The sequence below is a fragment of the Aquitalea sp. FG25 genome (assembly GCF_057809375.1).
In genome coordinates this window covers 48,628-69,708 of sequence record NZ_JBMDJV010000018.1, presented here as the reverse complement: position 1 = coordinate 69,708, position 21,081 = coordinate 48,628, and the positions used below count along the sequence as shown (strand labels likewise).

General features: G+C 58.0%; 20 protein-coding genes. 7 read left to right on the top strand and 13 right to left on the bottom strand.

Features of this window, described 5'->3' with window-relative positions; translation table 11 throughout:
• Positions 1 to 72: 72 nt before the first annotated feature.
• The 3 genes from ACODR9_RS16360 to ACODR9_RS16350 all read left to right on the top strand — a co-directional run bounded on the left by ACODR9_RS16360 (position 73) and on the right by ACODR9_RS16350 (position 2,998).
• Positions 73 to 813, top strand: a complete 741-nt coding sequence (locus ACODR9_RS16360) for an acetoacetate decarboxylase (RefSeq protein ID WP_488810466.1) — start codon at positions 73 to 75, stop codon at positions 811 to 813.
• Between the two features lie 15 nt (positions 814 to 828).
• Positions 829 to 1,611 (top strand): 3-hydroxybutyrate dehydrogenase, encoded by a 783-nt coding sequence (locus ACODR9_RS16355; protein WP_488810465.1) that lies wholly within the window; start codon positions 829 to 831, stop codon positions 1,609 to 1,611.
• 208 nt (positions 1,612 to 1,819) lie between these two features.
• Positions 1,820 to 2,998 carry a DUF3734 domain-containing protein gene (locus ACODR9_RS16350; RefSeq protein ID WP_488810464.1) on the top strand — a complete coding sequence of 393 codons (1,179 nt, stop codon included), beginning with the start codon at positions 1,820 to 1,822 and terminating at the stop codon, positions 2,996 to 2,998.
• A 73-nt stretch (positions 2,999 to 3,071) separates the two neighbouring features.
• Here ACODR9_RS16350 and cysM read toward each other — a convergent pair whose 3' ends face one another.
• The 10 genes from cysM to cmk form a co-directional block, all read right to left on the bottom strand.
• Positions 3,072 to 3,959 (bottom strand): cysteine synthase CysM, encoded by an 888-nt coding sequence (gene cysM / locus ACODR9_RS16345; RefSeq protein ID WP_488810463.1) that lies wholly within the window; start codon positions 3,957 to 3,959, stop codon positions 3,072 to 3,074.
• Between the two features lie 155 nt (positions 3,960 to 4,114).
• Positions 4,115 to 5,110 carry an ADP-glyceromanno-heptose 6-epimerase gene (gene rfaD / locus ACODR9_RS16340; RefSeq protein WP_488810462.1) on the bottom strand — a complete coding sequence of 332 codons (996 nt, stop codon included), beginning with the start codon at positions 5,108 to 5,110 and terminating at the stop codon, positions 4,115 to 4,117.
• A 73-nt stretch (positions 5,111 to 5,183) separates the two neighbouring features.
• A complete protein-coding gene (gene rfaE1, locus ACODR9_RS16335; RefSeq protein WP_488810461.1) occupies positions 5,184 to 6,146 on the bottom strand; it encodes a D-glycero-beta-D-manno-heptose-7-phosphate kinase in 963 nt (320 codons plus the stop codon).
• A gap of 5 nt (positions 6,147 to 6,151) precedes the next feature.
• Complete coding sequence (locus ACODR9_RS16330; RefSeq protein ID WP_488810460.1) at positions 6,152 to 7,471, bottom strand: UDP-glucose dehydrogenase family protein; 1,320 nt, start codon at positions 7,469 to 7,471, stop codon at positions 6,152 to 6,154.
• Entirely contained in the window at positions 7,468 to 8,214 is a 747-nt protein-coding gene (pyrF, locus tag ACODR9_RS16325) for an orotidine-5'-phosphate decarboxylase (RefSeq protein ID WP_488810459.1), read from the bottom strand. The genes ACODR9_RS16330 and pyrF overlap by 4 nt, the downstream gene beginning before the upstream one ends.
• Positions 8,215 to 8,232: 18 nt before the next feature.
• Positions 8,233 to 9,393: a lipopolysaccharide assembly protein LapB gene (gene lapB, locus ACODR9_RS16320; protein WP_488810458.1), complete on the bottom strand. Its 1,161-nt coding sequence runs from the start codon at positions 9,391 to 9,393 to the stop codon at positions 8,233 to 8,235.
• Between the two features lie 67 nt (positions 9,394 to 9,460).
• Positions 9,461 to 9,754: a LapA family protein gene (locus tag ACODR9_RS16315; RefSeq protein ID WP_089084685.1), complete on the bottom strand. Its 294-nt coding sequence runs from the start codon at positions 9,752 to 9,754 to the stop codon at positions 9,461 to 9,463.
• 141 nt (positions 9,755 to 9,895) lie between these two features.
• Entirely contained in the window at positions 9,896 to 10,210 is a 315-nt protein-coding gene (locus ACODR9_RS16310) for an integration host factor subunit beta (protein ID WP_045846200.1), read from the bottom strand.
• Positions 10,211 to 10,217: 7 nt separating this feature from the next.
• Positions 10,218 to 11,909: a 30S ribosomal protein S1 gene (gene rpsA / locus ACODR9_RS16305; protein WP_488810457.1), complete on the bottom strand. Its 1,692-nt coding sequence runs from the start codon at positions 11,907 to 11,909 to the stop codon at positions 10,218 to 10,220.
• Positions 11,910 to 12,004: 95 nt separating this feature from the next.
• Entirely contained in the window at positions 12,005 to 12,673 is a 669-nt protein-coding gene (cmk, locus tag ACODR9_RS16300) for a (d)CMP kinase (protein WP_488810456.1), read from the bottom strand.
• A 277-nt stretch (positions 12,674 to 12,950) separates the two neighbouring features.
• On the opposite strand from cmk, the gene aroA reads away from it, so the two are divergent.
• From aroA to ACODR9_RS16285, 3 genes are all read left to right on the top strand, one after another.
• Positions 12,951 to 14,237, top strand: coding sequence for a 3-phosphoshikimate 1-carboxyvinyltransferase (aroA, locus tag ACODR9_RS16295; RefSeq protein ID WP_488810455.1), 1,287 nt, complete (start codon positions 12,951 to 12,953; stop codon positions 14,235 to 14,237).
• Positions 14,238 to 14,342: 105 nt separating this feature from the next.
• On the top strand, positions 14,343 to 14,789 hold the full coding sequence (locus ACODR9_RS16290) for a pyrophosphohydrolase domain-containing protein (protein ID WP_488810454.1): 447 nt from the start codon (positions 14,343 to 14,345) through the stop codon (positions 14,787 to 14,789).
• 73 nt (positions 14,790 to 14,862) lie between these two features.
• Positions 14,863 to 15,411 (top strand): cytochrome b, encoded by a 549-nt coding sequence (locus ACODR9_RS16285; RefSeq protein ID WP_488810453.1) that lies wholly within the window; start codon positions 14,863 to 14,865, stop codon positions 15,409 to 15,411.
• Positions 15,412 to 15,466: 55 nt separating this feature from the next.
• Here the strand turns inward: ACODR9_RS16285 and ACODR9_RS16280 are convergent, their stop codons facing one another.
• Positions 15,467 to 16,984, bottom strand: coding sequence for an MFS transporter (locus ACODR9_RS16280; protein ID WP_488810452.1), 1,518 nt, complete (start codon positions 16,982 to 16,984; stop codon positions 15,467 to 15,469).
• A 90-nt stretch (positions 16,985 to 17,074) separates the two neighbouring features.
• On the opposite strand from ACODR9_RS16280, the gene ACODR9_RS16275 reads away from it, so the two are divergent.
• Complete coding sequence (locus ACODR9_RS16275; RefSeq protein WP_488810451.1) at positions 17,075 to 18,004, top strand: LysR family transcriptional regulator; 930 nt, start codon at positions 17,075 to 17,077, stop codon at positions 18,002 to 18,004.
• A 107-nt stretch (positions 18,005 to 18,111) separates the two neighbouring features.
• Here ACODR9_RS16275 and ACODR9_RS16270 read toward each other — a convergent pair whose 3' ends face one another.
• Complete coding sequence (locus tag ACODR9_RS16270) at positions 18,112 to 19,707, bottom strand: hypothetical protein (protein ID WP_488810450.1); 1,596 nt, start codon at positions 19,705 to 19,707, stop codon at positions 18,112 to 18,114.
• A 160-nt stretch (positions 19,708 to 19,867) separates the two neighbouring features.
• A complete protein-coding gene (locus tag ACODR9_RS16265; protein ID WP_488810449.1) occupies positions 19,868 to 20,848 on the bottom strand; it encodes a LacI family DNA-binding transcriptional regulator in 981 nt (326 codons plus the stop codon).
• Positions 20,849 to 21,081 lie beyond the last annotated feature (233 nt).

The window sequence follows — 21,081 nt, the reverse complement described above, 5'->3', positions numbered from 1 at the left end:
TTAACGGGCTGTCGCCAGCCGGCCATGGCGGCATGCACCCCAGCAACGTACGACTTCCTTACAGGTACGGCCATGAATATTGAACAGATTCGCCGGGATGCCTTTGCCATGCCCTTTAGCAGTCCGGCTTTTCCACCGGGACCCTACCGCTTTTACCAGCGGGAATTCTTCATCATCAGCTACCGTACCGATCCGGAAAAACTACGCGCCATCATTCCAGAGCCACTGCAGATGACCGAGCCGGTGGTTAATTTCGAATTCATCCGCATGCCGGACTCCACCGGTTTTGGCGACTACACCGAAAGCGGCCAGGTCATTCCGGTTTCCTATCAGGGCAAACCGGGCAACTACACCCATGCCATGTACCTGAACGACCACCCGCCCACCGCCGGTGGCCGCGAGCTGTGGGGCTTTCCCAAGAAGATGGCCAGCCCACGCCTGCAAGTCCATACCGATACCCTGGTGGGCGAACTGAACTACGGCCCGATACGCATCGCCACCGGCAGCATGGGTTACAAACACCGGGAACTGGATCGGCAAGCTATTGCCGAAAGCCTGCGCACCACACCTAACTACTTGTTGAAAATCATCCCGCATGTTGATGGCACAGCGCGCATCTGCGAGCTGGTCAGCTTTCCCATGCTGGATGTCACCGTGCACGGTGCCTGGAGCGGCCCGGCTGCGCTGTCGCTGTTTGCCCATGCACTGGCGCCGGTGGCAGAACTGCCGGTGCTGGAGGTACTGGGTGCCAAACACTATGTTGCCGACCTGACACTGGGTCTGGGCAAAGTCGAATTTGATTATCTGGTCTGAGACGGGAGAAGCCTCATGAAACTGCAAGGAAAAGTTGCCCTGATTACCGGTGCTGCCAGTGGTATCGGCCGCGCCATTGCCGAAACCTATGCCCGAGAAGGCGCTGCAGTTGCCATTGCCGATATCAATCTGGCAGCAGCCCAGGCGACAGCAAAGGAAATTGAAGCCGCCGGCGGTAAAGCCATGGGTGTAGCCATGGATGTCACCAACGAGGAGGCCGTCATTGCCGGTACCCAGGCGGTGGTGGATGCTTTTGGCCAACTGGATATCCTGGTTTCCAATGCCGGGATCCAGATCATCAGCCCGCTGGTGGATTTCAGCTTTGCCGACTGGAAAAAAATGCAGGCCATCCATGTGGACGGCGCCTTCCTCACCACCCGCGCCGCCCTGCCTCATATGTACAAGGACAAGCGCGGCGGTACCGTCATTTACATGGGTTCGGTGCACTCGCATGAAGGCTCGAAGCTGAAATCTGCCTATGTTGCCGCCAAACACGCGCTGCTGGGTTTAAGCAAGGTACTGGCCAAGGAAGGGGCTGAATTCAATGTCCGCTCTCATGTCATCTGCCCTGGCTTTGTGCGCACGCCGCTGGTGGAGAAACAGATTCCCGAACAAGCTGCCACGCTGGGCGTCAGCGAAGAAGAAGTCATCAAGCATGTGATGCTGGGCGATACCGTGGATGGCGTCTTCACCACGGTGGACGATATTGCCCAGACCGCACTGTTCCTGGCGGCCTTCCCCAGTGCGGCACTCACCGGCCAATCGGTGGTGGTCAGCCACGGCTGGTATATGCAATAAGAGCCGTCCCCCAACTGCGGCGTTGCGCCTCCAGGCTGCCTCTCGTACAGCCTGGGTCGGCGCACCTGGCCCCAGTAACACTTCGCTTTTGTGTTAGCTGCCGCCGCACCGGGTCATACACGGGGCCGCCAGGTCATTGGCAACAAGCGGCTCTCCTTCTTTGGCAAACCAGCAACCAGCCGCACGGTATGTGCACACGGAGTATTGCATGAGCGTTGGCTACGATCCGCAACACCGCCTTTATCACAGCGCCAGCCTGCCGGCCGGCCATCAATACCATGTCGTCGCCCTGTTGCTGCAAGGTGGCGGTGCGTTGGGTTCCTACCAGCCCGGCGTCTATCAGGGACTGGCCGAAGCCGAACTGCACCCCAACTGGGTAGCCGGCATTTCCATTGGCGCGCTGAACGCCGCCATCATTGCCGGCAATCCGCCCAATAAACGTGTCGACCAGTTGCGCCGCTTCTGGGAAACCATCTGCCAGCCGCCCATCCTGCCCGCCACACCATTGGCCATGTTGGATACCGAGCACTGGCCAGCCAGCATGCAGCACCTGCTGGCTGGCTGGGAAGCCTGGCGTTCGATGCTGGAGGGACAAAACGGTTTTTACCGGCCCCGTCTGCCCTGGGCCTTGCAACACGCCAGCAGCCCGGCAGAAATCAGTTTTTACGATACCAGCCCGCTCAAGCAGACGCTGGAACAGCTGGCCGATTTCGACCGTATCAACGACAGCAGCCAGATGCGGGTATCCGTCGGAGCGGTCAATATACGCAGCGGCAACTTCGTCTATTTCGACAATACCCGGCAAAAGCTGCGTCCCGAGCATTTCATCGCCTCGGGTGCGCTGCCGCCCGGCTTTCCCGCAGTGGAAATCGACGGCGAGTTTTACTGGGATGGCGGAGTGGTATCGAATACCCCGCTAAGCCAGCTGATCAGCAAGGAAAATCGCCACAATACCCTCGCCTTTCAGGTAGACCTGTGGAGTGCGCGCGGCAATTTACCCGGCAATATGAAGGAAGTGGCCATGCGGCAAAAGGATATCCAGTATTCCAGCCGCACCCGTATGGTGACCGATGTGCTGCGTCAGGAACTGCAGTACCGCGAACTACTGTCCGAGCTGATGGCGCTGGTACCCGAGCATGAACATGGCTCGCCAGCCTTTCTGGCCGCCCGGCACGCCGCCAACTGCCAGCGTCTGAACGTGGTGCACCTGATTTATCAGGACAAGGTTTACGATGACCATTACAAGGACTACCAGTTTGGCCTGCCCACCATGCGCCAGCACTGGCATAGCGGCTATCAAGACATTCGCAACAGCCTGCGCCGCCCCGGCTGGCTGGACATGCCCAGTGCCGAACAGCCCTTTGTCAGCCACGATGTCCATCGTTAAGCCAGCTGCAGGCAGCTGCCATAAAAAAACCGCTTCCAGGCGGAAACGGCTTTCTTGATCTGCCTACTAAGGCTTACAGGGGAAACAGCCCGGTCGACAGATAGCGGTCGCCACGGTCGCAAACGATGGACACGATGACGGCGTTTTCCAGTTGCTGGTTCAGCCGCAACGCCACGGCCAGTGCACCACCGGAGGATGGCCCTGCAAGAATCCCCTCTTCCCGCGCCAACTGGCGGGCGGTGTCTTCTGCTTCTTGCTGCGACACATGAATCAGCTGATCGATACGGCTGAAATCACAGATCTTGGGCAGATAGGCGTCTTCCCATTTGCGGATACCGGGAATCTGGCTGCCGGTTTCCGGCTGCACGCCGATGATCTGGATAGCTGGGTTCTTTTCCTTGAGGAAACGGCTGTTACCCATGATGGTGCCGGTAGTGCCCATGCTGGAAACAAAATGGGTGATACGCCCCTGGGTATCGGCCCAGATCTCCGGGCCGGTGCTTTCATAATGCGCCAGCGGATTGTCCGGATTGGCAAACTGGTCAAGGATGACCCCCAGTCCGGCTTGCTGCATGCGGTACGCTTCGTCGATGGCTCCGGGCATGGAACCCTCTTTCGGTGTCAGAATCACCTCGGCACCATAGGCGCGCATGGTTTGCACCCGTTCGGCACTGGAGCCTTCCGGCATCAGCAGAATCATCTTGTAGCCCATCATCGCCGCCGCCATGGCCAGCGCGATACCGGTATTGCCACTGGTCGGTTCGATCAGGGTATCGCCCGGCTTGATATCGCCACGCGCTTCGGCCCGGCGGATCATCGACAGGGCTGGCCTATCCTTGACCGACCCGGCAGGATTGTTGCCTTCCAACTTGAGCAGCACGATATTGCTGCTGTCGCCCGGCATGCGCTTGAGCCTTACCAGGGGGGTATGGCCGACGAAATCTTCCAGATACTTGTACACGGTGTGTCTCCTTGCGAGAGCGCCATTATACGACCTGGTGCTATCGGGCAGTCGAACCGTTATTTCTAATCAAATAACCAATCCCGGCATGCCAACTCAAGTCATGAAAAAACCGCCAGCGCAGGGCATGGCGGTTTTAATGGGGCGAACAAGCCTTAGCGGCTGATCAGCCAGTCCACATAGCGATCCACACCCTGCTCTACCGTCAGCATCGGTGCGGTGTAACCAGCATCACGCAGCTTGCCGATATCGGCCTGGGTAAAGCTTTGGTACTTGCCCTTGAGTGCCTCGGGGAAGTCGATGTACTCGATGATGCCCTGGGCCACCAGCTCGTCCAAGCTCAGTGCCGGCTTGCCTTCGTGACGACGGCAGGCATTGACGGTGGAAACCGCTACGTCATTGAAGGGCTGGGCACGACCGGAACCCAGGTTGTAGATACCGCTCTTGCCCGGATTATCCAGGAAGTACAGGTTGACCTTGACCACATCTTCCACCGAGACAAAGTCGCGGCTTTGCATGCCATTGCCCCAGCCATCGTTGCTGCCGAACAACTTGACCTTGCCGTGTTCACGGTACTGGTTGAAATTGTGGAAGGCCACCGAAGCCATGCGGCCCTTGTGCTGTTCTTGCGGGCCGTAGACATTGAAATAGCGGAAACCCACGGCCTGGGCGGACAGGCCTTCTTTCATGCGCTGGCGCAGCACTTGGTCAAACAGGAATTTGGAATAGCCGTAGACGTTGAGCGGGCCTTCGTACTGGCGTTCTTCCTTGAAGATGGTGCCCTTGCCATAGGTGGCCGCGCTGGAGGCAAACAGAAACTGGATTTCCTCATGCTGACAATAATCGAACAAGGCTAGCGTGTACTGATAGTTGTTATCCATCATGTACTTGCCGTCATGGTTCATGGTGTCCGAGCAGGCACCCTGATGCAGAATGGCACTGATCTCGCCCGCGTATTCACCTTCCAGCAGCAGATTCAGAAAATCATGCTTGTCCAGATAATGGGCAATTTCACAGTCCACCAGATTGCGGAACTTGTCGCCGGAGGTCAGGTTATCAACTGCGATGATGTCGGTAATGCCACGCGCATTCAGCGCCTTGACGATATTGGAACCGATAAAGCCGGCTGCGCCGGTAACCACGATGGTCATGATTGATCCTTTTGTGTTCCACCGGCGCGGGCATGCAGCCTTAGCCCCGGTGGCATAAAGCGGTCCGGCCAGACTAGCTGGCAAACAGTTCCTGCTGTGTGCAAACGGCGGTACCCAGCTTGCCCACCACAATGCCGGCAGCTGCATTGGCCAGGCTCATGGCCACCGGCAGCGGTAAGCCGGCAGCTATAGCCAGGCCCAGCGTACCGATGACCGTGTCCCCCGCGCCAGACACATCAAACACTTCACGGGCAAAGGTAGGCTGATGCAAGGCACCGTCTGCGCGGAACAGGGTCATGCCCTCTTCGCTGCGTGTCACCAGCAATGCATCCAGCTGCAATTGGCTGCGCAAGGCCTGCGCCTTGGTAATCAGCTGTTCTTCGTTCTGCCAGCTGCCAGCTACTTCCTTGAACTCGCTGCGATTGGGCGTCAGCAGGGTGGCACCAGCATATTTGGCGTAATCATCGCCCTTGGGGTCGATCAATACCGGCTTGCCAGCCGCACGGGCCAGCTCGATCATGCGTGCCACATGGGTGAGGCCACCCTTGCCGTAGTCCGACAGGATGACTACATCATGCTCGGCCAGCACTTCCTGGTATTGTTCCAGCTTGTCCGCCAGGATTTCATAGCTGGGTGCATCTTCAAAATCCAGCCGAATCAATTGTTGCTGCCGTGCGACCACCCGTAACTTGATGGTGGTAGAGATGGCGGCATCACGCTTGAACAGAGTACGGATGCCATCCTCCCGCATCAGGCGTTCCAGCGCCGTTGCCGCCTCGTCATCCCCCACTACCGACAGGATGGACGCTTTGCCACCCAGGCTGGCGATATTGCGCGCCACATTGGCAGCACCGCCGGCACGCTCTTCCATCCGGCCAATCCGCGCCACCGGCACCGGGGCTTCCGGCGAAATGCGCGACACATCGCCAAACCAGTAGCGGTCCAGCATCACGTCACCCACTACCAATACCCTGGCTGCGGCCAGATCGGTCGCCAGCCTGCTGCTGTCCAATCCCAGCTGTTGCAACAGATTCATACTCTTCAGCGTCCTATCGCCTGATAGTCAAAGCCCAGCTCACGCAGCCAGGCGGGATCATACATATTGCGGCCATCCAGAATCACCGGCTGTTTGAGGCTGGCCTTGATGGCATCGAAGTCCGGTGCGCGGAACATCTTCCACTCGGTCACAATCAGCAGGGCATCCGCTCCTTGCAGCGCAGCCATCATGTCGTCGACAAAGCACAGGCCGGGATTGTCCCCCAGCACGCGCTTTGCCTCTTCAGCCGCCACCGGGTCGTAGGCCGCCACGGTGGCACCACGGCGGGTCAGCTCGGCCACAATCACGCGGCTGGATGCTTCGCGCATATCATCGGTATTCGGCTTGAAGGCCAAGCCCCAAATGGCAAAATGACGGCCTGCAAGGTTTTCTCCAAAGCGCTTGACCAGCTTGTCTACCAGACGACGCTTCTGTGCCTCGTTGGCTTCTTCCACGGCAGTCAGCACCCGCATGGCGTGGCCCTGCTCACGCCCACTGGCCACCAGCGCCTTCACATCCTTGGGGAAGCAGGAGCCACCGTATCCGGCACCAGGATAGAGAAAGTGGTAGCCGATACGCGGGTCAGAACCGATGCCACGGCGTACCAGCTCGATATCTGCCCCTAGATCTTCCGCCAGATTGGCCAGTTCGTTCATGAAGGAAATACGGGTGGCCAGCATGGCATTGGCAGCGTACTTGGTCAGCTCTGCCGAACGCACGTCCATAAACAGGATGCGGTCGTGGTTACGCTGAAACGGGGCATAGAGGCGACGCATCAGCTCAATGGCACGCTCATCTTCCGCCCCCACCACGATGCGGTCCGGCTTCATGAAGTCCTCGATCGCCGCACCTTCCTTGAGGAATTCGGGATTGGACACCACGCTGTAGGCGATATCGGCACCGCGCTCGGCCAGGGTGGCAGCAATCTGTGCCTTTACCTTGTCGGCAGTCCCCACCGGCACGGTGGATTTGTCCACCACCACCTTGGGCTCGGTCATGTAAAGACCGATATTGCGGGCTGCGGCCAGCACGTATTGCAAGTCAGCCGAGCCATCTTCATCCGGCGGCGTACCCACGGCAATAAACTGGATTTCGCCAAACTCGACAGCGGCGGCAATATCGGTCGTGAAGGACAGGCGGCCAGCAGCAACATTGCGCCGCACCATGTCGTCCAGACCCGGTTCATAAATAGGGATGCCACCCTGCTGCAGGGTAGCGATCTTGGCCGGATCAACATCCAGACACAGGACATGATTACCTACTTCAGCCAGGCAGGTGCCGGTTACCAGGCCGACATAGCCGGAGCCAACAACCGTAATTTTCATGACAGGGAAGCCCGGTAATTGGCGATATCGCCATTGATCTTGTGCAACACATCCAGCGGCGCATCGGCACGGGTGATCGGACGGCCGATCACCAGGTAATCCGCCCCCGCTTGCAGCGCAGCCACCGGCGTCATCACCCGGCGCTGGTCGTCGGCGGCACTGTCGGCCAGGCGGATACCCGGCGTGATCAGCTTGAACGCCTGCCCCAGCGCGGACTTGAGCATCGGAGCCTCTTGTGCGGAGCACACCACGCCATCCAGCCCGCAATCACGCGTCAGGGTAGCCAGACGCAGTACATGCTCCTGTGGCGAAGCAGTAATGCCGATGTCGACCAGATCAGCCGCTTCCATGCTGGTCAGCACGGTAACGGCAATCAGCAATGGTCGCTGGCTGTATTGCGCCAGTCCTTCGCGGGCGGCGTCCATCATGCGGCGACCACCGGAAGCATGCACATTCACCATCCACACCCCGGCATCGGCAGCCACTTTGCAAGCCTGAGCCACGGTATTGGGAATGTCGTGGAATTTCAAATCAAGAAATACCTGAAAACCACGGGCGGCAAGGCTTTCCACCAGGCTACGACCCGAGGCGGTAAACAGCTCTTTGCCCACTTTGAGCCGGCATTGTTGCGGGTCAAGACGGGCGGCAAATTCGAGAGCCGACGGCGCATCGGCAAAATCCAGCGCCACGACGACAGGAGATGCCGGTTCTTGATACTGACCGGCGGCAATTAGCGGATTCATGTCTTCTCCTGAATACAATCAATGGGTTTCCGAGCGGTTGGGCGTAAAGCTTTCCCACTCGCCGCAGGCAGGGCAATGCCAGAAGAAGGCCCGCGAGCGGAAATTGCAACACTTGCAGCGGTGCACAGTCAGGCGCGCTGCATGCTTTTGAATCAGCGCACGGGCCACTTCGGCATCCATGCGTCCTTCCGGCGACAGCTCGTCCATCTGCGCTTCGATCAGCCGGTAAACCCCCATCAGGCTGGGGCGGGCATGAACGGCCTGGCGGGCCACATCCAATGCGCGCTCCTCGCCTTCATAGGCCGATAGCTTCTGGTACAGCAAATCGGTCAGTTCCAGCTGGGGGAAGGTTTTCTGGTAACCCTGCAGCAAGGCGATGCCTTCCTGCGGCTTATCCAGCTTTTCGTAGGCATCAAACAGGCGTTCTGCTGCCATCGACAAGTATTCGTAATTCTGTTTCTCAATGTTTTGCCATGCCGCAATCGCAGCTTCGATTTTGCCTTCGGCAAACTCGATATCGCCCAGAATCAGGCTGGCGCGCACACATTTGCGATTGACCTGCATCGCCTCGGCCACCAGCGTACGAGCCGCCGGGTAATTCGACCGGTACAGTTCACCCTGTGCCAGCTCGCAGTAGAACTGCGCCACTTCATGCTGGAAGGAATGGGCATCGCTGCGCAATTCCCTGGCCGTTTCAATGGCCTTTTGCCAATCCCTATCCTGCTGGTAGATATCCAGCAACTGCCGCCGGGCAGCCAGCGTCATATTGCCGTTCAACAGTTTCAGCAAGATTTCCTCGGCCCGGTCTACCAGACCGGCCTTGCGAAAATCCTGCGCCAGTTCGTTGCGCACGATGTCACGCTGCTCGGCGGGCAGGTCGGACGATTCGAGCATGCGCTGATGCAGGCGGATGGCACGATCGTTTTCACCGCGCTTGCGATACAGCTTACCCAGCGTTAGTTGCAGCTCGGGTGCAGAGCTCTGCTGACGCGAAACCTCGGCCAGCGCCTGGGCCGCGATATCGGTCTTGTCGTCCACCAAGGCATCCAGGCCACGAAAAAACCCGGTCGGTACCGACTTGGCCTGTTTCAGCACCGTGCGCATGTCCACTCGCGCAGCCAGCCAGCCCAGACCAAAAAAAGCCGGAAACAGCAGCAGCCACCACAAATCCAGTTCCAAAGAAAACTTCCTTCAAGGAGAGTAAGAATCCGTACCGCAACGCAGGCGGTATCAGGAGCAGGCTAAGTCAGTCGGCCAGCGCATCGCTGGGATCGACGGCAACCTTGCTGCTGGGCGGACGGCTGCGCAATTCTTTCTTGAGCTGGGACAGCTCTTTGCGCATGCGCAGGTAATAGGAGAAGGTGGCCAACAAACCGACGGCAGCACCGGCAATAAAGAACACCAGCAGGAAAACAATCAGCGGTGCCGACCAGGATTGGCCGAAGAACAGCTTGAATTCGACCATGTGGCTGTTTTGCACGGTAACGGCAATCAGGAAAACCAGCAGGGCCAATTCGATGATACGCACGATGTAGCGCATGCTTTTTACTCGGAGAGGGTAACCGGAGTGCAAGTTTAAACGATAGTCTGCTGCAACCCAAGCAAGAGGATGGTCAAACAAAGAAAAAGCGCCGCAAAAGCGGCGCTTCGATTGGGCTTGCGAGACCAGCAGTCACGCCAATCAGGCTTGGGTCTGTTCCAGCAGGGACAGATCCACCCGTTCGCGCAACTCTTTGCCGGCCTTGAAATGCGGCACATATTTCTCAGGAACCGAGACACTGCTACCTGATTTCGGATTCCGGCCCACGCGGGGCGGACGGTAGTTCAGGTCGAAGCTACCAAAGCCGCGAATTTCAATGCGGCTACCCTGTGCCAGGTTGCTGGCCATCGCATCCAGAATGGTTTTGACGGCCAGCTCAGCATCTTTGTAGACCAACTGAGAATTGCGCTCGGCAAGACGTTCTGCCAGCCGCGCGATCAGCTCAGACTTGGTCATGATGCAATTACTCGTTGGAGCCGGACAGCTTGGCCTTCAACAGGGCACCCAGGTTGGTCGTACCGGCAGAAGCGCTGTCAACCGACAGATTCTTCATGGCGGTGCTGTCTTCCTGAGCATCCTTGGCCTTGATGGACAGGCTGATATTGCGGGACTTGCGATCCACGGCAATGATCACGGCTTCCACTTCTTCGCCATCTTTCAGCAGGGTACGGGCATCTTCCACGCGGTCACGGGACAGCTCGGAAGCACGCAGGTAACCTTCAACGTCCATGTCCAGGGAGATAACGGCACCCTTGGCATCAACAGCCTTCACGGTACCCTTAACCAGCGCACCCTTGTCGTTCATGGCAACGTAGTTGTTGAACGGATCACCTTCCAGTTGCTTGATGCCCAGGGAGATGCGTTCTTTTTCCACGTCGATGGACAGAACAACGGCTTCAACCTCGTCACCCTTCTTGAACTTGCGCACGGCATCTTCGCCGGTTTCGTTCCAGGACAGGTCGGACAGGTGAACCAAGCCATCGATGCCGCCCGGCAGACCAACGAACACACCGAAATCGGTGATGGACTTGATCGCGCCCTTCAGCTTGTCGCCCTTGTGGAAGTTGTCGGCAAACTCGTTCCACGGGTTGGCCAGGCACTGCTTCATGCCCAGGGAGATACGACGACGGTCTTCGTCGATTTCCAGGATCATGACTTCAACTTCGTCACCAACCTGAACTACCTTGGACGGGTGTACGTTCTTGTTGGTCCAGTCCATTTCGGACACGTGTACCAGACCTTCAATGCCTTGTTCGATTTCAACAAAGGCGCCGTAGTCGGTCAGGTTGGTTACCTTGCCGAACAGACGGGTGCTGGCCGGGTAGCGACGAGACAGACCAACCCACGGATCTTCGCCCAGTTGCTTCAGACCCAGGGATACACGGTTCTTCTCTTGATCGAACTTCAGGACCTTGGCTTCTACTTCGTCGCCAACAGCCAGAACTTCGGACGGGTGCTTCACACGACGCCATGCCAGGTCGGTGATGTGCAGCAGGCCGTCGATACCGCCCAGGTCAACAAACGCACCGTAGTCGGTGATGTTCTTGACGATACCCTTGATAACGGCGCCCTCTTTCAGGGTTTCCAGCAGAGCCTTACGCTCTTCGCCCAGGGTTTCTTCCAGAACGGAACGACGCGAAACAACGACGTTGTTACGCTTGCGATCCAGTTTGATAACCTTGAATTCGATGTTCTTGTTTTCGTACGGGGTGGTGTCTTTCACCGGACGTACGTCAACCAGGGAACCCGGCAGGAAGGCGCGGATGCCGTTGACCATAACAGTCAGGCCACCCTTGACCTTGCCGCTGATCAGGCCGGACAGGATCTTGCCGGTTTCCAGCGCTTCTTCCAGATCAACCCATGCAGCCAGACGCTTGGCTTTTTCACGGGACAGCTTGGTTTCGCCAAAGCCGTTTTCCAGTGCGTCGATGGCAACAGTCACGAAGTCGCCGATGGCAACTTCAACAACGCCTTCGTCGTTCTTGAATTCTTCGGCCGGAATCAGGGATTCGGACTTCAGGCCGGCATTTACAGTTACGAAGTTGGAATCAACTGCAACGACTTCAGCAGTGATCACCTCGCCCACGCGCATGTCGTGAAGGGTCAGGCTTTCTTCGAACAGCTGGGCAAAGTTTTCCATGGAGAGGGTAGTCATCAAGCTTACTCTCGGTGCACACCTTGCGGCGTGCGGGGTTAGGGTTGAACACAGGGCGCCTCTTGCAGTGCAGCAAGAATTACCCCTTTAAAAAATCATACGCCGGAGGCCTGGTACTGCCCGAAGCAGCGGAGGACCGTTTCGACCGCCTGGTCGATGGTGAGCTCCGTAGTGTCGAGCAGAAAGGCGTCCGGCTCTTGGCGCAGCGGCGCTACCAATCGGGCGGCATCACGCGCATCCCGATCAATAATGTCCTGCTTAATCTGCGGGAGGTTAGCAGATTCTCCCTTGCCGATCAACTGCTTATAGCGGCGAGATGCACGCTCTTCGGCACTGGCGGTCAGAAAAATCTTTACCGCAGCTTGCGGAAACACCACCGAGCCCATGTCCCGGCCATCGGTCACCAGGCCCGGAGCCACGGCAAAATCACGCTGGCGCTGCAACAACGCAGCCCGTACCGCCGGCAGAGCAGCCACTTTCGATGCCCCGTTACCAATATCTTCGGCACGGATGTCGGCACTGACGTCGTTGTCATCAAGCAACACCGCCCCCTGTTCAAATGCGGCGGGCAAACGGCTGGCCAGATCGGCCAGCACAGGCTCGTTGTCCCAAGCCACGCCCAGCCTGCGAGCATGCAAGGCCAGCAAGCGGTAGAGCGAACCAGAATCGAGATAATGAAAGCCCAGGCGCTGGGCAACGATGGCGGCGACGGTTCCCTTGCCGGAGGCAGAAGGGCCATCGATGGTAATGACAGAGACAGACATGGGCTTGATTTGCATCCAGTTGCAGGCAGCGATGAGCGGCACATCACCAAAATGCCGATTTTAGCGCAGCCCCCGGCCATCAGGAACGCTTCTGGCCGGATTTTCTGCCTTAAGGCGGCGCCAAATGCCACCAATCAGCAAGATTGTAGTTTGCACGTTACCCCGACGCCCTTTACAGTGATGGACCACAACGCACAACACCTGTCCGCAGGCACTGTGCGTGATGACAAGACCCGGACACCCTGAACAAGACACTACAGAGACTCAACGCCACGCCATGGAACAGCTCCGCCTTACTCCAACTCCGCACCTTGCCGGCACCATCAAACTACCCGGCTCCAAAAGCATCTCCAATCGCACTTTGCTGCTGGCGGCTCTCTCCAGCGGCAGCACGCTGGTACGCGACCTGCTGGATTCGGATGACATCCGCCACATGCTGGCGGCGCTTGGACTGCTGGGTGTACAGGTGGAGCAGATCGGCAACAGCCGTGATTTTCGGGTACAGGGCGTGGGCGGCGAGTTTCCGGTAAAGAGCGCCGACCTGTTCCTGGGCAATGCTGGCACGGCATTTCGCCCGCTCACCGCTGCGCTGGCGCTGATGCAGGGACACTACCAGCTATCCGGTGTGGCACGCATGCATGAGCGCCCGATCGGTGATCTGGTGGATGCACTGCGCATGACCGGTGCCGATATCAGCTACCAGGGCAACCCTGGCTATCCACCATTGGCCATTCGCCCGGCCAACCTGCATGCTGGCGAAGTCATTCCGGTAAAGGGCAATGTTTCCAGCCAGTTTCTGACCGCCCTCTTGATGGCGCTGCCGCTGACCGGAGAAACCGCCACCATCGAAGTGGTAGGAGAGCTGATTTCCAAACCCTATATCGAAATCACCCTCAACCTGATGTCCCGCTTTGGTGTGCGGGTAGAACGTCAGGGCTGGCAGCGGTTTGTCATTCCGGGCGGCCAGCACTATATCTCGCCGGGCGAAGTACATGTTGAAGGCGATGCTTCCAGTGCCTCCTACTTCCTGGCTGCCGGTGCACTGGCCGGAGGCCCGGTACGAGTGGAAGGCGTGGGCAATAACAGCATTCAGGGTGATGTGAAGTTTGCCGACACCCTGCGCCAGATGGGCGTATCCATCACCATGGGCGACAACTGGATCGAGGCAACGGCCACAGGCAAGCTCAAGGCCATTGATGTCGATCTCAACCACATCCCTGACGCTGCCATGACCATTGCCGTGGCTGCGCTGGCGGCCGATGGCACCACCACCTTGCGCAATATCGCAAGCTGGCGCGTGAAGGAAACCGACCGTCTGTCGGCCATGGCCACCGAGCTGCGCAAGCTGGGGGCCACCGTGGAAGAAGGCCAGGACTATATCCGTATTACCCCGCCCACAAGCCTGACCCCCGATGCCCAGATCGATACCTATGATGACCACCGCATGGCCATGTGCTTCTCGCTGGTTTCGCTGCTGGGCGCACCGGTCATCATCAATGATCCCAAATGCGTGGCCAAGACGTTCCCGGACTACTTCGAAGTACTTGCCACGCTGCGCAGCTAACCTACTTACACCAGCACCACGCCCGTTTTGCGGGCGTTTTTTTATTGCTATAACCCATCAAAAAACACAATATATAGATATTTTTGCAAATAAAGACACTACAAAATGAGTAACCTCTACACCATCCGCCGTGAATTCATGCAGCAGTTTGACCTGCCCGCCCCCAGTCAGCCCAGGCTGCATGGCAACACACTGGCAATGTGGGAAAACATGCTGCACGAAGAAATGGCCGAGTTTCTGCATGCCCTGCAAGAATTTAAACAAATGGGTGAATGCAGCCAGGATGAGCAGCAACGCCGCATGGCCGAACTTACGGCAGAGGGGGTGGATGTACTGAACGTGCTGACCGGCTTGCTGCTGTCACAAGGCATGCCACTGGAAGCGATGACCGAGGCCATTCATCAGGCCAATCTGCGCAAGCAGATAAATGGCAAGGTGGTGAAGCGCGCAGATGGCAAAATCTTGAAGCCGGATGGCTGGCAGCCTGCAGACAAGCTTGCCGTCATCCGATGCTCGGTTTTACTGAGCCCGGACAATAGCTCGCAGGATTAAGTCTGCTTTAATAAAGGTTGGTTAACATCCCATCCGATCAATCTGGATTCACCTACGGTCAAGGGGAACTTGCATGCTGAAAAATTCACAACACAGTTACGGACGCCTGGCCCGTGCCTTTCACTGGCTGAGTGCCCTGGCAGTGATTGCCGCACTGGCTTTCATCGAATTCAAGGATATTGCCCCCAAGGGCAGTTCGCTGCGCGACTTTCTAAAGTCCGGCCATTTCCAAGCCGGCATCATCGTACTGATGTTATTCATACCGCGCCTGCTGTGGCGGCTGGCCAACCGGGTACCCGACATCACGCCGACACCACAGCCTGCGGCCATGCTGCTGGCCCATGCTGCTCACTGGCTGCTATACGGACTGATGCTGGCCTTGCCCATCCTGGGTATTGCCATCGTGCAGGGCAATGGCAAGGACGTGGTGTTTCTGGGTAGCACGCTGCCGGTATTTTTCTCGCTGGGCAAGGAAACCGCGCACAACCTGAAAGAAATTCACGAAGCGCTGGGTAATCTGCTGCTGTGGCTGGCCATCTTCCATGCTGCGGCTGCGGTCTGGCATCACCGTTTTGTCAAGGATGATACCCTCACCCGCCTGACCGGCCCGATTCGCCCTTGATTCTGACACAGACACCCCGTAGCCCACGGGGTGTCTTGCATTTCGGGCTGGCTGATCAGCGCAAGTCTCTTTGCCACAGGGCAATCACCATGGCCAGCCCCGCCAGTAGTGCCAAGGCCAGCAAGGCATGATCGCAGGCAATCAGCACCGCCTGCTGCGTCACCTGGGCTGACAACCGTGCAAGACCAAGCGGATCCAACCCTATTCCCCACTGCTGCAGGCTAAGAGCGTCCAGGCGATCCAGCAGGCTCATGCGCGCCACCGCCTCCCCCGCCTGCAATTGCAGAGCAGCCAAGCCGGTTCCCATCGCCATGGCCAGTTCACGCAAGATGTTTTTCAATTGGTAGGCATGGGCAAAGTCTTCCGTCTGCACTTCGGCATAAGTCATGGCCGCAATCTGCAATACCGACAGCACCGGCACCAAGCCATGCAGCAGTACGGCTGGCAATACGCTGGCCAGTGCCGCGCCCGGCATGCTCACCTGCGATAGCCACACACAGCAGAGCAATAGCAGGCCAAAGCCCAAGGCCAGCACATGGTGACGCCGCGTCAACCAACGACTGGCATACAGATAGGACATGGCCATCAGTACCGTCACCAGGCTGCCCATGCTCATCACCCAACCCGTGGTGACAAAGTCGAAACCCAGCCCGTGCTGCAGCATGGCAGACAACAAATAAGACCAAATCCCGTTGCACAGGTAGTAAAGCGCATAAAACGCCAGCCCCATCAGATAACGCCGTCGCAATACTGCATGCAGCTGCAACCAGGGGTCCGGGTGGGTATGGCTGCGCCGCCAGGCTAACAATAACAAGCCAGCCCCAGCCAGCAAGGCCAACCACATGCCAGGGCGGGCGCTAAAACGCAAAAAGCGCAAATCCTCCAGAGTATGCAATACCAGCAAGGCCCCCAGCCCCAGCGCCGCCACGGCCAGCCAATCCAGCTCCCCGGCCTGGGCACGGGTGGGCGCACCGGCATGCCGGGGATAGCTGATTTGTACCAGCAGCAATAGCAAGGGAACCAAACCGGCCTGCAACCAGAAAATCGCCTGCCAGCCCCAGTCCTCCACCAGCAAGGCTGATAGCCACGGGGCAATGCCGGACAGGCCAAACAAGCCCAGCAGAAAGCCATACATCAGCGGCTTACGCTCCTTGGGTTGTGCTACCAATTGCAACAGAATGCGCGAGGCGGTAAACAGCCCACCACCGCCCAGCCCTTGAAACAGGCGCGCCACCGCCAGGCTGGTGATTCCTTCCGCCAGGGCACAGCCCACACTGCCGGCCATGAACAGCAGCAAGGCCCACTCGGTATAACGCCGGTAACTGATCAAGGTGGCAAAGCGCCCCAGCAAAAGATTGACCAGCACCGCGCCCACGGCAAAGCTGGTCAAAGCCCACAAATACTCTTGCGGCGCTGCGGCCACCCCGCCCTGAATCGCCCCGCCCGCCACGCCCATCATGCTGACCGCAACAAAATCCGCCCCCGTCACCAGGCCCAAGGTGAGGCCAAACAACCGCACCTGCCAGGGACGGCACTCGGGGTGGGCTTGCAATAGCACGGGATATGCATTCATTCGGATAGGGACTGTGGGCTGGGATGGATCACGCTGACTATAAAGATCATGTTATTTTGAATAAATCGTCAAAATTGAAATGATTATTCAATGTCACGTACAAACGACTGGAATGATTGGTACCTGTTTAACTGCGTGGCGCAGTTGGGCAGCTTTAGCCGGGCGGCCGAACGACTGCAACTGCCAAAATCGACAGTCAGCACCGCCTTGACACGACTGGAACTAAAACTGGGATCACGCTTGCTCGAGCGCAGTACCCGCCATCTACGGCTGACCGAGGCGGGCTTTCATCTGCTGGAAGAAATCAGCCCCTTGTTTGCCAGGCTGGAGGACGTGGCCGACCACTTGCAAGGCCAGGCGGAAGCACCACTCAGGGGCACACTGCGCATTGCCGCGCCGTACGAGTTCGCCAGCCTGCACCTGAGCCCGGTGCTGTGCGACATCATGCTGGCGCATCCGGACTTGCACATCGAGGTGGATGTCGTCAGCAATCAGACCGACCCGCTGGGCAGCGGCCACGACCTGAGTTTTGTGATGACCAGCCAGCCCTTGCCGGATTCCAGCCAACTGGGCAAACGCCTGTACACCCTGCAGCAGGGTCTGTTTGCGGCCCCCGCTTTGCTGGCCGAACGCGGCCGGCCACAGCACCCTTCCGAGCTACAGGACTGGCCCCTGCTGGGGGCCGCCAGCGCCCTGCCCTGGGTATTCCAGCATGCCGACGGCAGCCACTACGCCTTGCAGCAGGCGCTGCATCTGCAAACTGCCAATGCCGGCCTGCGCCTGCAGGCAGCCATTACCGGGCGCGGAGTGTGTCTGGTATCGCGCAATTTTGCCGCTGCGGCGCTGGCCGCCGGACAGCTACAAAGCCTTCTCAACGACTGGACCCTGCCCCCGCTGAAAACCTATGCGCTGGTGCCCAATCGCAGCTTGCTCCCCACCAAGACCCGCCTGTTACTCGACGGGCTGGAACAGCATTTTGCCGCGACAGAACGACAAGCAGTCCACACCAGCAGCCGGTAACGCCAAGAAAAAAGGACGTCTCCCGACGTCCTCCTTGGCTGTAGATGCGGCTAGTGATCAGCGCGTTCACGGCCAGGCCGGAGCCAGCCAATTCGGTACAATTGTCATTACTCAACCAGCGTTGGATTCTGTTGCACGGCGCAATCACGCAAGCTGTCGGCCAAAGCGGTATGTGCATGGGTGCGCGCCCATCTGGCCATCTTAATCTGCGCCTCCGGGTCTCCCAATAAAGCCGCACGCCAGCGCAGGCTGGTGATAAGCGACGACATACCAGTACTTGACATGGCCGCATCGTAACTGGACTGAATCTCAATAACATCAGCCAGCCTGTTATAGGTGGCAGGAACCTGATGGCTGGACAGCCAATAAAGCATCGGGATGGTGCCCTCCCAAAATTCATTGTCCAGCGTCAGCGATATCCAGCGATCCACTGCACGCCAGCTGCCCAACTGCGCGGCTTCGAAATAGGCCAACTTCTGCTCATTACCTGCAGGCAGGTTGGCAGCCTTAGCAAAAGCTTGCTCTGCTTGCACATTTACTACCGGTTGATAAGGCTGACAACGGAATGACTGGCTGGAGATTTTAGCCACAGGCAGGCGGACCCACTTATTATGCTCTGCTAAAAACTTAATGTAGGCTTCGGCGATAGGCCAAGCGTCTTTTTGGCCCTCGAGCGCCCACGTGAGCACATTTTTCTTAAACACATCCCGCTCTTCGATTTCAGTATCGCTTTCAGTACGACTGGTACGGATGAGTTGCATACACGCCTGCAATGCTTTTACCGGACGTTGCCAACACTCTGCCAATATCTCCCACTCTTCCCAATCGCCATTATCCAAACTTATCTCATAGCGTGAACCTCCAGCCGGATCAGGAACAATCAACGCACGTCTTTGGTTATCAACAACACCACGGGACAGAAGCTGGCCATTGCCATTACGCCATATATAACGGATCCCTTTTTCCGGCAAGGGAAAGTCTATCTCGGCACCTTGCATAACAAGCAGATAAGGACGAATCCCAGCCTCGGCCTCGCGCCTGGCTTCGCGGGCTAATTCTTCCTTACGGTTTGCCACCAAGGGGAGGCAAGCAGCCTCATCGGCACAGGATAATTGTGGTAAACCACCTTCCCACCAGCCAGTAATCACGAATAATGAACCTTGCCATACGCCCAGCCGATTTCGTTCAAACTCTGCAATCTCCTCAGCGTAAGCTTCGCGCGGAATTGAGGCACGAGCAAATCCAGACAGTACCCCACGATGCGTCCACCCCTCGTAGCGCCGGCCAGACCGACAACTTTGCTCAAACTTGCCTTCAGTCAGGCCATGCAGAAAACTGCCCCGCGTAGTGCATGCCTCTCCACGATCAAGTCCGTCTGTTATCTTCAACACGCCACTGCCATGGAGTCTTCCCTCTAGCATCTCTCCATCAAAATGCATCCGCTCCGTGTCATCATCAACCACGGTTAGAATCCCCTTGCCTGCCGCTTTGCCATTTTGGCAAGCACCGGACCAGTTGACCTTTCGCTGAGCTGATATCTCGCGTTCCTCATCAATCCAGACTTTGCATCCTGCCGGCTCACTACTTGCCCAGCCAGGTAGGTCAAACACACCCACCTCATTAGCATAAGTAAATGGCGCCGCGAACAACGGCAGGCTTAGCACGATACGGAAAATGAGTTGCTGATACGGAAACTCTGACATGTCATCACTCGCAAAATAGTGACGCTAGCCAAGCCAGACCGGCCATGGGCAGAAATTCGGACTGGATAATAAAAATGGCTTGATCACCCACTTAACATGATCAAAACCATTATTGTTGTCACGGGATGGTGGTAAACAGCCATCCATTTGGCCATTTCACTCATGCATGGGTCGACCCTCGCACCACCAAGCGGCCAGACAACACCACCTTACGCGCACTGCGCGCCGGGTCTTCCAGTCGTTCCAGCAGCATCTTCATTGCGGTGCGGCCAATGTCGTACACCGGCTGTTCGATCACCGTCAGGCCGGGGCCGGCCAGTTCGGTCCAGTTGTCATTGTCAAAGCCGGCCAGCGCCAGTTGCTCCGGGATGGCAATACCGGCCTTGCGCGCCCCACGCAACATGCCCAGCAACACCAGGCCATTGCTGGCAATCAAGGCCTGTGGCGGCGAGGGTTCGCGCAACCAGTCATACATTGCCTGCTCCGCCGCTTCCGGGGTGGGGGCAATAAAGCGTGCTTCCGCTTGCAGGCCTTGCTGCTGCATGGCGGCCACCACACCGGCGTGGCGTTCGGCACCCGTGGTACTGGTATTGCCAAACAGGCCGCCAATGCGGCGATAGCCCTGTGCCAGCAAATGCTCCACCAGCAGGCTGGCGGCCTCGGCATTGTCCAGCACCACGGCATCGGCCTGGCCGGGCGGCGCGGCGCGGTCGATCAGTACCACCGGGAAGCCCAATTGCTGCGGGTCCAGCTTTTGCGCCGTGGCACGGGTGGGGGCAAAAATAACCCCAGTGACCCGCTCTTCCTGCATCAGCCGCAGATACATGGCTTCTTTTTGCGGGTTTTCGTCGGTATTGCACAGGATGACGCGCATGCCCACCGCGTAGGCGGCGTCCTCTACTGCGCGGCTGACCGCAGTAAAAAAGGGGTTGCGGATATCGGACACAATCAGACCGATGGTATGACTATGCTGAGAGCGCAGCCGGCGCGCCGACAGATTGGGCAGATAACCGGTGGCGGCCACGGCGGCTTCCACTTTCTTGCGCAGCACATCGCTGACCGGGCCATCACCCAGCGCCCGCGACACCGTTGCCACCGACACCCCGGCAGCCCGGGCTACATCCTTGATGCGTACCGTCATTTTGCAATCGTTTTCAGTCAGGTTGTCGTGATCCTGCATCAAGTGAAAAAGCTTTGCAAGCCTTTAATTACAAGGATCATTAAAGATTGAAGTCGTGTTTTATCAAGATGATCTACGATCAATATTGACAGGTGTTGTGTAATCGATTTCAATGCCAGCAACGCAACACCAGACAATAGCCAGCACGGCCCCTTTTTGGGTGCAATGCAGCAAAATAACAGTACCAGGAGACC

What these genes read in the sequence shown, in the direction of transcription:
- ACODR9_RS16360 (WP_488810466.1), top strand. Translation starts at nt 73, where the DNA reads ATGAATATTGAACAGATTCGCCGGGATGCCTTTGCCATGCCCTTTAGC.
- ACODR9_RS16355 (WP_488810465.1), top strand. Translation starts at nt 829, where the DNA reads ATGAAACTGCAAGGAAAAGTTGCCCTGATTACCGGTGCTGCCAGTGGT.
- ACODR9_RS16350 (WP_488810464.1), top strand. Translation starts at nt 1,820, where the DNA reads ATGAGCGTTGGCTACGATCCGCAACACCGCCTTTATCACAGCGCCAGC.
- rfaD (WP_488810462.1), bottom strand. Translation starts at nt 5,110, where the DNA reads ATGACCATCGTGGTTACCGGCGCAGCCGGCTTTATCGGTTCCAATATC.
- rfaE1 (WP_488810461.1), bottom strand. Translation starts at nt 6,146, where the DNA reads ATGAATCTGTTGCAACAGCTGGGATTGGACAGCAGCAGGCTGGCGACC.
- ACODR9_RS16330 (WP_488810460.1), bottom strand. Translation starts at nt 7,471, where the DNA reads ATGAAAATTACGGTTGTTGGCTCCGGCTATGTCGGCCTGGTAACCGGC.
- pyrF (WP_488810459.1), bottom strand. Translation starts at nt 8,214, where the DNA reads ATGAATCCGCTAATTGCCGCCGGTCAGTATCAAGAACCGGCATCTCCT.
- ACODR9_RS16315 (WP_089084685.1), bottom strand. Translation starts at nt 9,754, where the DNA reads ATGCGCTACATCGTGCGTATCATCGAATTGGCCCTGCTGGTTTTCCTG.
- ACODR9_RS16310 (WP_045846200.1), bottom strand. Translation starts at nt 10,210, where the DNA reads ATGACCAAGTCTGAGCTGATCGCGCGGCTGGCAGAACGTCTTGCCGAG.
- rpsA (WP_488810457.1), bottom strand. Translation starts at nt 11,909, where the DNA reads ATGACTACCCTCTCCATGGAAAACTTTGCCCAGCTGTTCGAAGAAAGC.
- cmk (WP_488810456.1), bottom strand. Translation starts at nt 12,673, where the DNA reads ATGTCTGTCTCTGTCATTACCATCGATGGCCCTTCTGCCTCCGGCAAG.
- aroA (WP_488810455.1), top strand. Translation starts at nt 12,951, where the DNA reads ATGGAACAGCTCCGCCTTACTCCAACTCCGCACCTTGCCGGCACCATC.
- ACODR9_RS16290 (WP_488810454.1), top strand. Translation starts at nt 14,343, where the DNA reads ATGAGTAACCTCTACACCATCCGCCGTGAATTCATGCAGCAGTTTGAC.
- ACODR9_RS16285 (WP_488810453.1), top strand. Translation starts at nt 14,863, where the DNA reads ATGCTGAAAAATTCACAACACAGTTACGGACGCCTGGCCCGTGCCTTT.
- ACODR9_RS16280 (WP_488810452.1), bottom strand. Translation starts at nt 16,984, where the DNA reads ATGAATGCATATCCCGTGCTATTGCAAGCCCACCCCGAGTGCCGTCCC.
- ACODR9_RS16275 (WP_488810451.1), top strand. Translation starts at nt 17,075, where the DNA reads ATGTCACGTACAAACGACTGGAATGATTGGTACCTGTTTAACTGCGTG.
- ACODR9_RS16270 (WP_488810450.1), bottom strand. Translation starts at nt 19,707, where the DNA reads ATGTCAGAGTTTCCGTATCAGCAACTCATTTTCCGTATCGTGCTAAGC.
- ACODR9_RS16265 (WP_488810449.1), bottom strand. Translation starts at nt 20,848, where the DNA reads ATGACGGTACGCATCAAGGATGTAGCCCGGGCTGCCGGGGTGTCGGTG.